General features: G+C 68.5%; 10 protein-coding genes and 2 tRNA genes. 9 read left to right on the top strand and 3 right to left on the bottom strand.

What is annotated here, in order from left to right; genetic code table 11:
• Positions 1 to 89 precede the first annotated feature (89 nt).
• From I6N91_RS12610 to pstS, 4 genes are all read left to right on the top strand, one after another.
• Positions 90 to 166, top strand: a tRNA-Val gene (locus I6N91_RS12610).
• A 278-nt stretch (positions 167 to 444) separates the two neighbouring features.
• Positions 445 to 909, top strand: a complete 465-nt coding sequence (locus I6N91_RS12605; protein ID WP_198813040.1) for an Hsp20/alpha crystallin family protein — start codon at positions 445 to 447, stop codon at positions 907 to 909.
• Between the two features lie 122 nt (positions 910 to 1031).
• The gene (locus I6N91_RS12600) at positions 1032 to 1829 is read left to right on the top strand and encodes an SDR family oxidoreductase (RefSeq protein WP_198813039.1); all 798 of its coding nucleotides are present in this window, start codon (positions 1032 to 1034) and stop codon (positions 1827 to 1829) included.
• Between the two features lie 32 nt (positions 1830 to 1861).
• On the top strand, positions 1862 to 2983 hold the full coding sequence (pstS, locus tag I6N91_RS12595) for a phosphate ABC transporter substrate-binding protein PstS (protein WP_198813038.1): 1122 nt from the start codon (positions 1862 to 1864) through the stop codon (positions 2981 to 2983).
• Between the two features lie 83 nt (positions 2984 to 3066).
• Here pstS and I6N91_RS12590 read toward each other — a convergent pair whose 3' ends face one another.
• Positions 3067 to 3618, bottom strand: coding sequence for an SRPBCC family protein (locus I6N91_RS12590; protein WP_198813037.1), 552 nt, complete (start codon positions 3616 to 3618; stop codon positions 3067 to 3069).
• Between the two features lie 315 nt (positions 3619 to 3933).
• Here I6N91_RS12590 and I6N91_RS12585 point away from each other — a divergent pair, with 315 nt between their 5' ends.
• Positions 3934 to 4665 (top strand): GAF and ANTAR domain-containing protein, encoded by a 732-nt coding sequence (locus I6N91_RS12585; protein WP_198813036.1) that lies wholly within the window; start codon positions 3934 to 3936, stop codon positions 4663 to 4665.
• A gap of 99 nt (positions 4666 to 4764) precedes the next feature.
• Here I6N91_RS12585 and I6N91_RS12580 read toward each other — a convergent pair whose 3' ends face one another.
• A complete protein-coding gene (locus tag I6N91_RS12580; protein ID WP_198813035.1) occupies positions 4765 to 5535 on the bottom strand; it encodes a LysR family transcriptional regulator substrate-binding protein in 771 nt (256 codons plus the stop codon).
• A gap of 58 nt (positions 5536 to 5593) precedes the next feature.
• Between I6N91_RS12580 and I6N91_RS12575 the strand changes: the two genes are divergently transcribed.
• The 4 genes from I6N91_RS12575 (at position 5594) to I6N91_RS12560 (ending at position 12077) form a co-directional block, all read left to right on the top strand.
• A complete protein-coding gene (locus I6N91_RS12575; RefSeq protein WP_198813033.1) occupies positions 5594 to 6007 on the top strand; it encodes a DUF5997 family protein in 414 nt (137 codons plus the stop codon).
• Positions 6008 to 6141: 134 nt separating this feature from the next.
• Positions 6142 to 6942 carry a hypothetical protein gene (locus I6N91_RS12570; protein ID WP_198813031.1) on the top strand — a complete coding sequence of 267 codons (801 nt, stop codon included), beginning with the start codon at positions 6142 to 6144 and terminating at the stop codon, positions 6940 to 6942.
• A complete protein-coding gene (locus tag I6N91_RS12565; protein ID WP_198813028.1) occupies positions 6942 to 8549 on the top strand; it encodes a DNA polymerase Y family protein in 1608 nt (535 codons plus the stop codon). Before I6N91_RS12570 ends, I6N91_RS12565 begins: the two co-directional genes overlap by 1 nt.
• Before the next feature lie 105 nt (positions 8550 to 8654).
• Positions 8655 to 12077, top strand: a complete 3423-nt coding sequence (locus tag I6N91_RS12560) for an error-prone DNA polymerase (protein WP_198813025.1) — start codon at positions 8655 to 8657, stop codon at positions 12075 to 12077.
• A 104-nt stretch (positions 12078 to 12181) separates the two neighbouring features.
• Here the strand turns inward: I6N91_RS12560 and I6N91_RS12555 are convergent.
• Positions 12182 to 12267: transfer RNA gene (locus I6N91_RS12555), tRNA-Leu, on the bottom strand.
• Between the last annotated feature and the right edge of the window lie 232 nt (positions 12268 to 12499).

The following is a 12499-nucleotide window of genomic DNA, read 5'->3' as shown; positions in this document are numbered from 1 at the left end:
CGGTCCGCAGCCCGGGCCCTTGCCCGGTACTCCGCGGGGGCCGGGTTTGGAGCGAGCGGGAAATGGCCTAAGCTATTGAAGAACCATTCGCCTGTGTAGCTCAGTCTGGTAGAGCATCCGCTTCACACGCGGAAGGCCCGGGGATCGAGGCCCCGCGCAGGCACCACTCGCCCTCCCGCAGTCTTTTCTGCGGGAGGGCTGCGTATTTAAGCCCCTTATGCGCCGGCTTCCCTACCCCGTTCCCCTTCCAGGCACGGCCGGCCCGCCGGCCGTATCCCGCCTGCGCTGTCCGGCATGGTGGAACCTCAAAAAAAGTCGGCTTACCACTTGGCACTCTACCCCTGAGAGTGCTAATTTAACTGCGGGTTGAGCGGAACCCGCTCAACTCTGGTAGACGAAAAACCACCACCGTCGGTGGCCGTTGTGCGAAGGAGTTGTTTTCAAATGGCCATGAAGTTCGACCCGTTCCGGGAATTGGACCGCGTCGCCGGCACGCTGCTGGAGCCCCGGCAGGGGCTGCGCCTGATGCCCATGGACCTGTACCGCGAGGGCGACCACTACATCCTGGCCGCCGACCTTCCGGGCATCGATCCGGGCTCCGTCGATATTGACGTCGACGGCCAGCTGCTCACCATCCGGGCCGAGCGCACCCTGCGCGGGGCCGAAGGGGTCAAGTGGCTGACCCGCGAGCGCGAGAGCGGATCCTTCCTCCGCCAGCTCAACCTCGGCCAGGGGATCGACATCGACGCCATCTCGGCCCGTTACGAGAACGGCGTGCTGAGCGTCAACATCCCCGTGACCGAGCGGGCAAAGCCGCGGAAGATCGAGATCATGTCGGGAACCGATTCCGAGGCCGTCAAGGGCGGGTCCGTCGAGGGCGGATCCGGGCAGAAGACCGTCGAAGCCTAGGAGCTGCAGGGCTCTCCCGTTCCCGGGCCGGGCCGGGCGCACCGAGCGCCCGGCCCGGCCTTCGCCTTTTCAGCCAGCGGATTCTCCTTGCAAACACCAGCGCCTGCGGAAAGGATGGCGGGATGGATTTTTCTCCCGCCACAGCCATCGTCACGGGATCCGATTCGGGGATCGGCAGGGCCACCGCGCTGGCCCTGGCCGAGGCCGGCCTCGATGTCGGCATCACCTGGCACTCGGACTTAGAGGGGGCGGAGGAGACCGCCCGCGGAGTCCGCGCCTTCGGGCGGAAGGCCGTCGTCGCCCAGCTCGACACCACCGACGCTCCCGCCTGCGGCGACGTGGTGGATGCGATGGCCGAGGAGCTCGGCGGCGTCGACGTCTTCGTCAACAACGCCGGGGTCAAGGGCGGCACCCTGTTCCTCGAGACCGACTGGGACACCTGGCGCGGCACCCTCGCCGCGAACCTCGATGGGGCGTTCGTCTGCATCCAACGGGCCGCGGCCCGGATGGTCAAGGCCGGCCGGGGAGGGCGCATCATCGCGGTCACCAGCGTGCACCAGGAGCAGCCCCGGGTCGGTTCCGCGGCGTACGACGCCTCCAAGCACGGGCTCGGCGGGCTGGTGCGGACCATCGCCCTGGAGCTGGCCGACCGGGGCATTACGGCCAACGCCGTGCTGCCCGGGGAGATATCGACCCCCATGAACGACGCCGAAGACGTGGACCCCCAAACCGTCGACCGGCCGGGCATTCCGGTGGGCCGTCCCGGCGACGCGAAGGAGGTCGCTGCGGTCATCGCCTTCCTCGCCTCGCCGGCCTCAAGCTACGTCAACGGGGCATCGTTCGTGGTGGACGGCGGGATGCTCCAGATGGGCCCGCAGGCAGGATCGCACCTCACCAGCGGGGCGTGGCGCTCGCTCTGAGACGCCGCACCCGGGCCTGTAACGTAGACCGGGTGAAACCCGTACCTCCCCGCCTCACCGCAGCCCTCTCCGCCGTTCTCCTCGGGGTAACGCTCAGCGCCTGCGGGTCCGATTACCCCCTGGGCCCGGAGCAGGAAGCAGCGGCACGCAACGCCGATTCGAAGCTCCAGGGGGCCATCACCGGCGCCGGCTCATCGGCGCAGGGACCCGCCATGGAGGCCTGGCGGGCGGCCTTCGCCACAGTCAACCCACGCGCCCAGGTGCAGTACTCCCCCGATGGCTCCGGTGCCGGTCGCGGAGCGCTCCTGGCCGGGGCGGTGACCTTCGCCGGGTCCGACGCGTACCTCAGCGACGAGGAGCTCGCCGAATCGACCGAGGCCTGCGGGCCGGACGGCGCCTTCAACATTCCCGCCTACGTCTCCCCTATCAGCATCGCCTTCAACCTCCCGGGCATCACCGAACTGAACCTCGACGCGGCGGCCATCGCCAAGATCTTCCGCGGTGAGATCACCGTCTGGAACGACCCGGAGATCGCCTCGCAGAACCCGGGCGTCGACCTGCCCGTGACGCGCATCGCCCCTGTCAGCAGGTCCGATGACTCCGGAACCACCGAAAACTTCACGGACTACCTCCACGCCGTGGTGCCCGAGATCTGGACCGATGAGCCCGACGGCACCTGGCCCGGAAACATCGGCGGGGAGAACTCCAAGGGCAACTCCGGGGTGGTCAGCACCGTCTCGGGCACCGAGGGTGCCGTGACCTACGCCGACGACTCCGCCGTCGGACCGCCCCTTGGACGGGTGAACCTGCGCGTGGGCAGCGAGTACGTGCCCGTCAGCGCCGAAGCCGCTGCGGCCGCCGTCGACCTCGCCTCGATGGTTCCCGGCCGCCCCGACTACGACATGTCCCTCGAACTTGACCGCACGACGACGGCCCCGGGGGCTTACCCCCTCGTGCTCGTTTCCTACCACATCTACTGCACGAGCTATGAGAACGAACAGTCGGCCGAGGTGGCCAAGGCGTTCGGCGAGTATGCGGTGAGCGAGGAAGGCCAGCAGGAGGCGGCCGAGGCCGCGAAGAGCGCCCCGCTCTCGGCCGAGCTCTCCCGCCGGGCCATGGAGTCGATCGCCGGGATCACCGTGACGAAGGGCTGACAGCGCCTTCCCGGGGACGGGCAGAACAACAGCGGGGCACCGGTTGGTGCCCCGCCGTCGTCGTTCATGCTCCGGGTCTGCGCCTATTGACCGGCGCGCGGTCCTCCCGACTCCGGATCGTCGAGGGACAGGTCCGGAAGGTCGCCGTTGGCCGGTGATGCCTCCGAGCTGACTCCGCTCGGGGGCGCGCTGATGTCTCCGCGCCAGGCGCCGCTCTCACCGCCGCTCTTCTCGATGAACTCCTTGAACCGCTTGAGGTCGGCCTTCACCTGGCGCTTGTCGGCCTTGACCACCGAGCCGATCTTCTCGCTGAAGGTTTCCGGGTGCCAGTCGAGCTGCACCATCAACCGGGTGGTGTTGTCGTCGATCCGGTGGAAAGTCACCACACCGGCATGGGATTCGCCGTCGGTGCTTTTCCACGCCACCCGCTCATCGGGGTGCTGCTCGGTGATCTCGGCATCGAACTCCCGCTTCACGCCGCCGATGCTCGTCACCCAGTGGGTGGAGGTGGCCGAAAGCTGGGTCACCGAGTCGACGCCGCCCATGAACTTGGGGAAGGTTTCGAACTGTGTCCACTGGTTGTAGGCCGTGCTGACCGGTACCGAAACTTCGATCGATTCCTGGACTGTTGCCATAACGCATTCCTCCTTGGGGTGGGCCGGAACCGCTCTCCGCGTCCCGGCTGGGACTCCACGTGATTCGCAAGATAATCAAACAATAAGTACGCTTAGTATATGTAGATCCGTTGGATTTGACCAATGTGCCCGGCTGTTCACCGACCAGCTCGCCGAGCGCATGCGTGCCCTGCAAGTGTGTAGGCTTATTAACCGGTCTAGCAGAAGGCCGATCACGAACACTTCCGGAGTTTGTGCATCGGTCCCTGAATCCCTGGGGTGCGCCAGCGGCCGATGCTCCACCTGGGACGACCGAACGAAACAGGACCAGAGATCATGGCCGACAGGGTTGCCGGGCAAACACCCACCGACTACCTTCAGGAACTCATCCTCGAAACCGACGACGTCGAAGAATTCCTCAACGAATTCGCGGCGTTTTCTGCCAACCAGTTGTTTGACCGCACCGGCGGGGTGCTCTGCGGAGTCACCCTTCTCCGGAGCAGGCGGGCGGGCACCGTGGCCAGCAGCAGCCCCGAGGCCAAGGAACTCGACGAGATCCAGTACCGCCATGGGGACGGGCCCTGCCTGACCGCCTGCGTTGAGCACCGGACCGTCCACGTGGCCGACGTGGCCACCGACGAACGGTGGCCCGACTACCTCTCCGACATTGCGCAGCACGGCGTCCAGTCGATCCTTGGGGTGCCCTTCGACCTCGAAGCGGGAACGATGGCGGCGCTGAACGTGTACTCCACGAACGGAGGCTTCGACGAGGAGTCGATCCGCACCGCCGAGGGTTTCGTCCGCCAGACCTCCAAGGCGCTGATGCTCTCGGTCCGCCTGGCCCAGCACAGCGACTCGGTGTCGAACCTCAAGGCGGCGATGAAATCCCGCACCGCCATCGATATCGCCATCGGGATCATCATGGCCCAGAACCGCTGCAGCCAGCAGGAGGCCTTCAACATCCTCAAGTCGGTCTCAAGCAGCCGCAACCGGAAGGTCCGCGATATCGCCGCCTCCGTGGTGGCCTCAATCGGCCAGGGCGAGCCCGAGACGCACTTCGAGGCCTAGGCTGCGCCGAAACTGCAGCTCACCACCCTTTGCGGCGCTCGGAACGTGGTTACCTGCAGCCTCGCGGGGGCGGTCCGGGCCGGACGGTGCGGAAGGGGTTCAGCGGCGCCGGCCCCGGCGGTTCTGCGGCGTCCCCGGGCCTGGCTTTCCCGCTTTCCCGGAGCCCTTCCGGGGCTCGGGCTTAGAGCCGGAACGTTTCGCGCCGGACGGTGCGGCCTTCTTCGACCCCTGCTGCTTCGACCCCTGCTGGGCCGCCTTCCGGGCCGACGCCTTCTGCGACGCACTTTTCCGTGGCTCCGGGACGTCTGCGGCCGAGGGCTGGCGCGAGCTGCGTTCGGTCCTGCCGCGCACGATCCCGATGAACTCCTCGACGTCCTGCGAGTCGTTCCCTTCGAGCCAGGCGATGCCGATCGTGGTTCCCGGAAGTTCCGGCACCGGCCGGTGCACCGCGTCCCGGCGGGCATGCAGCCGGGCCAGGGACATCGGAAGCACCACGACGCCGGCTCCCGACGCCGCCACCTCCACGGCTCCCGCCGGGCCTCCACACTCCTCGACATCGAGCAGGTTCTCCGCCTCGAGCTCGGCCAGCGGCACCTCGTCGAACAGCGAGATTTCATGCTCCTTGGAGGAGACCACCACCGCCTGTTCCTCGTACAGCGGGATGACGAACAGGTTCTCGCGGTTCACGGGAAGCCGGACAAAGAGGACGTCGGCGGCGGCGGAGTGCAGGGCGGCCACGGCGTCGTCGCCGTACTGCTGCAGCTCCAGCGGCACGTCGGGGTGTCGCTCCCGCCAACGGCCCACCCATTTGCCCGGGGTGACGCCGGCGACGAAGCCCACGGAAAGCGTTCGGGGCTTGAACTCTGGCACAACCTCACCCTAGTCCACCGGCGGCCGGGGCAGTGCCGGGGACGGTTACGCTTGGATCATGACCCCCGCAAAAACCCCGCAGACCATGAAACCGGCCACCGCGGCCAAGAAACTTGGCATTTTCCTGCCCGCCGCCCCCTCGGAATTCCAGGAGCGGGAACTGACGCGTGGAGAGTTCAACGAACTGCAGCAGAGCCCGCCGGAGTGGCTCGCCGAGCTGCGCCGCAACGGCCCGCACCCCCGTCCGGTGGTAGCGCAGAAGCTGGGGATTTCCGTCAGCGGGCTCGCCCGCGGCGGCGTCACCGAGGCACTGACCACTGCGCAGATTACGGCGCTGCTTCAGGATCCCCCGGCCTGGCTCGTCAGCGAACGCGCCACCCAGGCGGAGGTACGGGCCGAGGCCGCCCGCGTCAAGGAGCGCAACGCCCAGCGGGCCCAGCAGGACCCCGCTCCACAGCCGGACAAGAAGTAGCCGCGCCGGAACAGCCGTTGTCCGGATGAACCACTTTTAACGACGGTTTTCCTCCACTGCGTAGCACATTTGAGGCCTTTCCCGGGCTCCGGCCTCCGATTGACTTAATAGAACACGTATTCGAATATTGAGTCGTGACCCCACCAGCCGCAGGCGCCCTTGAGCAGGACGAGCCGTCCTTTTCGGGCTCCGGCGCGTCCGGTCCCCGGCTGGTAACGGCGCCATCCCCGGGCATCCTTCCGGCAGACCTGCAGCAGCGCATCAACCAGATGCAGGCCAGCCGGCTGGATTCGAAGCGGCTTCCCACGGTTCCGGCGCTGGCGAGGATCCTGCCCGGCGGCGGCCTGCAGTCCGGGGGCTCCTACTCGGTGCGGAACTCCGCCGCCCTGGCCATGGCGCTGCTGGCCGGGCCCTCGGCGCAGGGGGCCTGGTGCGGGGTGGTCGGGCTGCCCGAGTTCAGTGTGGAGGCCGCGCGGGAATTCGGAATCAACCTTGACCGGCTGATCCTGGTGCCCGCCCCCGGAGCCCAGTGGCTCACGGTGACCGCGGCCCTGGTCGATGTGGTGTCGGTGGTCCTGACGCGTGCACCCGAACACCTCGCCCCCACCGATACGGCCCGGCTCAAGGCGAGGCTCCGGCAGCGCGGGGCCGCCATGATCACCCTGGGGAGCTGGCAGCAGAGCGACTCAACCCTGGGCGTCGCCGAGAGTGTATGGGAGGGACTGGGCTCCGGGAGGGGCCACCTGCGCGCCCGCCGGATGAAGATCACCGCCACCCACCCCTCGGGCCGGTCCCGGCACGCCTATCTCTGGCTTGCCGACCTGCAGCACAAGCTGCGGGATCCGGCCGGCGGACACCTCCCCGCCGGCGACGGCACCCCGGGCTCCGCCGACGGCGGGGATCCCCTCTTCTGGCCCACCCTGATGAACTCCTGATGGACAGCGCACCCGCCGGAGACGGCTCCCCGCCCACCGCCACCCGGACCCTTCTGCTGTGGTGCCCGGACTGGCCGATCACGGCCGCCCTGCGTGAACATTCCCTCGAGGCCGATGCGGCCCTTGCCCTGGTGGCGAAGGGAGAGGTTTTTGCCTGCTCCCCGGCCGCACGCCAGGACGGGGTCCGCCGCGGGCTGCGGGTCCGCGAGGCCCAGGCCCGGTGCCCGCACCTGATCTGCCTGCCCTACGACCCGGACCTCGACCAGCGCAGCTTCGAACCGGTCACCGCCGCCGTTGAAGCCATCCTGCCCGGGGTGCAGGTTCTCCGGCCGGGCCTGTGCGCGGTCCGGGCCAAGGGCCCCTCGCGCTACTACGGCAGTGAGGAGAAGATGGCCTCCGTCGTCTTCACGACCCTTGCCGCCATCGGCCTGACGGATGTGCGGATCGGGATCGCCGACGGTCTGTTCGCCGCCGAGCAGGCGGCGCGGGTCGCCGAGGAGACCGACGACGCCGACGCGCCGTTGTGCATCATCCCGCCCGGGCGCTCCCCCTGGTTCCTCAGCACATTTCCCCTCGACGTCCTCGACCAGCCGAAGCTCGCGGTGCTGCTGCGGCGCCTGGGGATCCGCTCCCTCGGTGACTTCGCCGCACTGAAGGCGGCCGATGTCCGCAACCGGTTCGGCGAAGAGGGAGCGCTGGCGCACCGGATGGCCAGCGGGATCGACTCCACGGCCGTGGTGCCGCGCCTACCCCCGCCGCAGCTGGACACCACCGTCGATTTCGAACCGCCGCTGGTCCGCATCGACCAGCTTGCCTTTGCCTTCCGGATGTCCGCCGAAGCCTTCGTCGGCCGGCTGCGGGGTGCCGGGCTTGTCTGCACGGTCCTGCGGGTGGTGTTGAGCAGCGATTCCGGCGAGGTGTCGGAGCGCACCTGGCAGCACCCCCGCTGGTTCGACGCCGACGACGTGGTCGACCGGGTGCGGTGGCAGCTGCAGGGGGGAAGGAACGCCGACAGCGGCCTGAGCTCGGGCATCACCCGGGTGCACGTGGATCCGGTGACCGTGGAGGACCTCGGCGACCACGCCGACGGGCTCTGGGGAACGGGCCCGGACGAGAGCGTCCACCACGGCCTGGCCCGGATCCAGAGCATGCTCGGCCACGGCGCCGTCCTCACCGCGATTATTGCCGGCGGGCGCCTCCTGGCGGACCGCCGCGTCTACATCCCCTGGGGCGACGCAGCCCCCGGTTCCGCCGGCACGCTCCCCCGGGACCGGAACCTGCCCTGGCCCGGGAGGCTGCCCGGGCCCGTCCCCGCCACGGTGTTTGCCGAACCGGTTCCGGCCGTCGTCGTCGATGCCGCGGGAAACGGCGTCGACGTCGACGGCCGGGGGGTGCTCAGCGCGGACCCTGCGTTTTTTTCGGCCGGCCGGAACACCGGACCGCGGTGGCCGGTGCAGTCCTGGGCCGGGCCCTGGCCGATCACCGAACGCTGGTGGGACCCTGCGGGCCGCGTCCTGAACCGGTTCCAGCTGGTCGATCCGTCGGGGTCGGCCTGGCTGTTCCTCCTCGAGGACCACCGGTGGTGGGCCGAAGCCACCTATGACTGATGCAGTGCCACTGATGCACTGATGCACTGACCCGCCGGCCGATGCGCCGGCCGAACCGCCACCAACAGCAACAGCAACAGCAACAGCAACAATCAGGAGCCGACCATGGGATGGAGCAACCCGCCCGTACCGTGGTCGGACTTTGAGCGGAATCTTTCGGATTCGACCCGGCCGGGGCTGCCTCCTCCGGGCGCCGACGGCGGGGACAGCCCGGCCTGGTCGCGCAAGCGCCAGCCCTACACCCAGCCGTCCGGCCCCGAACCGCAGGCCGGGCCCGCGGTGCCCTATGCCGAACTCCACGTTCACTCGAATTTCAGCTTCCTCGATGGGGCCTCAAGCCCCGAACACCTCATTGAGGAGGCGCGGCGGCTCCGGCTGCAGGGACTCGCACTGACCGACCATGACGGGCTGTACGGGGCGGTCCGCTTCGCCGAGGCGGCCGAGAAGCACCAGGGGCTCTCCACCATCTACGGCGCCGAGCTCTCCCTCGGGCTGTCCAAGCCCCAAAACGGGGAGGCGGATCCCGAAGGCAGCCACCTGCTGGTCCTGGCTCGGGGATCGGCCGGCTACCACCGCCTGGCCGGGGCCATCACCGCGGCCCAGCTCTCCAGCGGTGCGGAGAAGGGCAGACCCCGGTACGACGTCGGGGAGCTCGCCGCGCGGTCAGCGGGACACTTCTTCATCCTCACCGGGTGCCGGAAGGGCGCGGTCCGGCAGGCCCTCGCCTCCGGGGGCGCACCGGCGGCGGAAGCGGAACTACGGCACCTGGCCGAACTGTTCGGCCGGGACAATGTGGCCGTCGAGCTCTTCGACCACGGCAATCCCACGGACAGCGTCACCAATGACGCCCTGGCCGCCCTGGCCGCCCGGGTGGACCTGCCGCTGGTGGCCACCAACAATGTTCACTATGCCGACCCGGGCCGGTACCGGACCGCCACGGCACTGGCGGCGGTGCGGGCGCGCCGGAGCCTCGACCAGATGGACGGCTGGCTTCCGGCGGCGGGCACCGCGCACCTGCGCAGCGGCGCCGAAATGGCGGCGCGGTTTCGGGCGTACCCGGGCGCCGTGGAGCGAACCGTCGACCTTGCGGCGGACCTGGCGTTCCGGCTGCGCAGCGTGAGGCCCGGCCTGCCGAACCTCGACCTGCCGGAGGGCCACACGCAGATGAGCTACCTGCGCCGGCTTGTGTGGGAGGGGGCGGACCGGCTCTATCCCGGCCGGGAGGAGGTCCGGGACCGGATCCAGCGGGAGCTCGATGTCATCGAGAGCAAGAACTTCCCGGGCTACTTCCTCATCGTCCACGACCTGGTGCAGTTCGCACGAAGCCAGGGCATCCTGTGCCAGGGGCGGGGATCGGCGGCCAATTCGGCCGTGTGCTACCTGCTGGAGATCACGGCCGTGGATTCGATCAAGTACCAGCTGCCCTTCGAGCGTTTCCTCTCCAGCATGCGCGATGAGGAGCCCGACATCGACGTCGACTTCGATTCGGACCGGCGCGAGGAGGTCATCCAGTACGTCTACCGCAAGTACGGGCGGTTCAATGCCGCCCAGGTGGCCAATGTCATCACCTACCGTCCCAAGTTCGCGGTGCGGGACATGGCCAAGGCACTGGGGCACAGCCCGGGACAGCAGGATGCCTGGTCCAAGCAGGTGGAGCGGTGGGGAGGCCTTGTCTCCAGCACCGACCACGACATCCCCGAACCGGTGGTTGAGCTCGCCCGGAGCATCCTGACCTTTCCGCGGCATCTGGGCATCCATTCGGGCGGCATGGTGCTCACGGACCGGCCCGTGGGGGAAGTATGCCCCATTGAGCATGGAAGGATGGAGGGGCGCACCGTCCTGCAGTGGGACAAGGACGACTGCGCGTGGATGGGGCTGGTGAAGTTCGACCTGCTCGGCCTCGGAATCCTCGCCGCCATCCAGTACAACTTCGATCTGGTGGAGGAGCACTTCGGCGAGAAATGGGAGCTGGCCACCATCCCCAAGGAGGAACAGGGCGTCTACGACATGCTGTGCTTCGCCGATTCGGTGGGGGTCTTCCAGGTGGAGAGCAGGGCCCAGATGGGGATGCTTCCCCGGCTGCAGCCCCGCCAGTTCTATGATCTGGTCATCGAGGTGGCCCTGGTGCGGCCCGGGCCCATCCAGGGCGGGGCCGTCCACCCCTATATCAAGCGCAAAATGGGCGAGGAGGAGGTCCGCTACCTCCATCCGGACCTCGAACCCGTCCTGGAGCGGACCCTCGGTGTGCCGCTGTTCCAGGAACAGCTGATGCAGATGGCCATGGTGGTTGGGGGCTGTTCGGGGGCCGACGCCGACCTGCTGCGCCGTGCCATGGGGTCCAAACGCGGTGAGGAACGGATCGAATCGCTGAAGACCCGGCTGTACGAGGGCATGGCCGCGAAGGGGATCCCGCCGGACACGGCGGATGCCATCTACAACAAGATCCAGGCGTTCGCGAACTTCGGCTTCGCGGAAAGCCACTCCATCAGCTTCGCGCTGCTGGTCTACGTCAGCGCCTGGCTGAGGCTCCACTACCCGGGGGCCTTCCTTGCCTCGCTGCTGCGGGCCCAGCCCATGGGCTTCTACTCGCCGCAGACCCTTGTCGCCGATGCCCGCCGCCACGGGGTCCAGGTGCTGCGCCCGGATATCCTCTCCTCCGGGGTTTACGCCGGCCTTGAACCCCTTCCCGGCTTCACCCCCGGGCCGGAACGCCGGGGCCGCACCACCGGAGCCCACTGCTGCGTCGAGGACCAGCAGCCGCCGGTTGAACCGTTCGACCGCAGCGTCCCGTTCGATTCGACCCGGCACCGGCGCGACGGCAACTACGCCGTGCGCCTCGGCCTGGACAGCGTCCAGTCCATCGGCGCGAAGGTCGCCCGGAGGATCGTGGACGAGCGCACTCATTCTGGACCCTTCGAGGACATGGGCGACCTCGTCCGGCGCACCGAACTCACTGCCGCGCAGCTCGAACTGCTCGCCGCCGCAGGGGCGTTCGACTCAATGGGCCTGTCCCGGCGGGAGGCGCTGTGGAACGCCGGCCCGGCCGCCACCGAACGGGAGGGGCAGATCAAGGGAACGGCCGTCTACATCCAGCCCCCGTTGCTTCCTGAACTGTCGGGGATCGACACCGTGGGCTCGGATCTGTGGGCCACCGGGATCACCCCCGATGACCATCCGGTGCGGCATGTGCGGGCGAGGCTGAAGCGCCGGGGAGCCCTCAGCGCGGCCGAACTGCAGGTGGCCAAACCGGGGCGGCGGGTTGAGGCAGGAGGGGTGGTGACCCACCGGCAGCGCCCGGCAACCGCCAGCGGGATCACCTTCATGAACCTTGAGGACGAGACCGGCCTGGTCAATGTGATCTGCTCCGTGGGCGTGTGGCAGCGCTACCGCCGGGTGGCCCGGGAAGCCAGCAGTGTGATTGTCCGCGGCATACTCGAACGCTCGGCCGAAGGGGTCGTGAACCTGGTGGCGGACCGCATCGAGGTGCTCCAGCTCAAGGCGACCACGCGCTCCCGGGACTTCCGCTGACCACCGCGGGCCCGGCCTCGGATGCCAGACAACAGAAGGCACCTGGCATGAGAAGGCACTGAAAAACAAAAAACACCCCGGCCGCCGGGCCGGGGTGTTTTGTCTGGTGCGCGAGGGGGGATTTGAACCCCCACACCCTTTCGGATACTGGCACCTGAAGCCAGCGCGTCTGCCGTTCCGCCACTCGCGCAAATAAGTTTCCAAGCTCACCGATTCGTTCCGGTTTCACTTGTGAACAGCAGAAATAAGCATAACGGAGCATCCCAGAAAATACCTAAACGAGCCGCGGCGGCAGTCCGCGCGCCCCGCCGCACCCACCCCGCACCCGGCGGGCTTCCGGGCGGCGCGGCCGCGGCGGGCCGGGCCCTCAATAAGGTTATTACCAGGCCATCCCAGTAGTATCGAAGGGAACGCACCCGCGT

Origin of the sequence: Arthrobacter sp. MSA 4-2, assembly GCF_016405885.1 — a bacterium.
In the GTDB taxonomy this organism is placed as follows: Bacteria; Actinomycetota; Actinomycetes; order Actinomycetales; family Micrococcaceae; genus Arthrobacter_D.
Note: the sequence above shows the minus strand (reverse complement) of the source record. Positions and strands in the feature narration are given on the sequence as shown.

What these genes read in the sequence shown, in the direction of transcription:
- I6N91_RS12600 (WP_198813039.1), top strand. Translation starts at nt 1,032, where the DNA reads ATGGATTTTTCTCCCGCCACAGCCATCGTCACGGGATCCGATTCGGGG.
- I6N91_RS12575 (WP_198813033.1), top strand. Translation starts at nt 5,594, where the DNA reads ATGACCCCCGCAAAAACCCCGCAGACCATGAAACCGGCCACCGCGGCC.
- I6N91_RS12605 (WP_198813040.1), top strand. Translation starts at nt 445, where the DNA reads ATGGCCATGAAGTTCGACCCGTTCCGGGAATTGGACCGCGTCGCCGGC.
- I6N91_RS12565 (WP_198813028.1), top strand. Translation starts at nt 6,942, where the DNA reads ATGGACAGCGCACCCGCCGGAGACGGCTCCCCGCCCACCGCCACCCGG.
- I6N91_RS12590 (WP_198813037.1), bottom strand. Translation starts at nt 3,618, where the DNA reads ATGGCAACAGTCCAGGAATCGATCGAAGTTTCGGTACCGGTCAGCACG.
- I6N91_RS12585 (WP_198813036.1), top strand. Translation starts at nt 3,934, where the DNA reads ATGGCCGACAGGGTTGCCGGGCAAACACCCACCGACTACCTTCAGGAA.
- I6N91_RS12560 (WP_198813025.1), top strand. Translation starts at nt 8,655, where the DNA reads ATGGGATGGAGCAACCCGCCCGTACCGTGGTCGGACTTTGAGCGGAAT.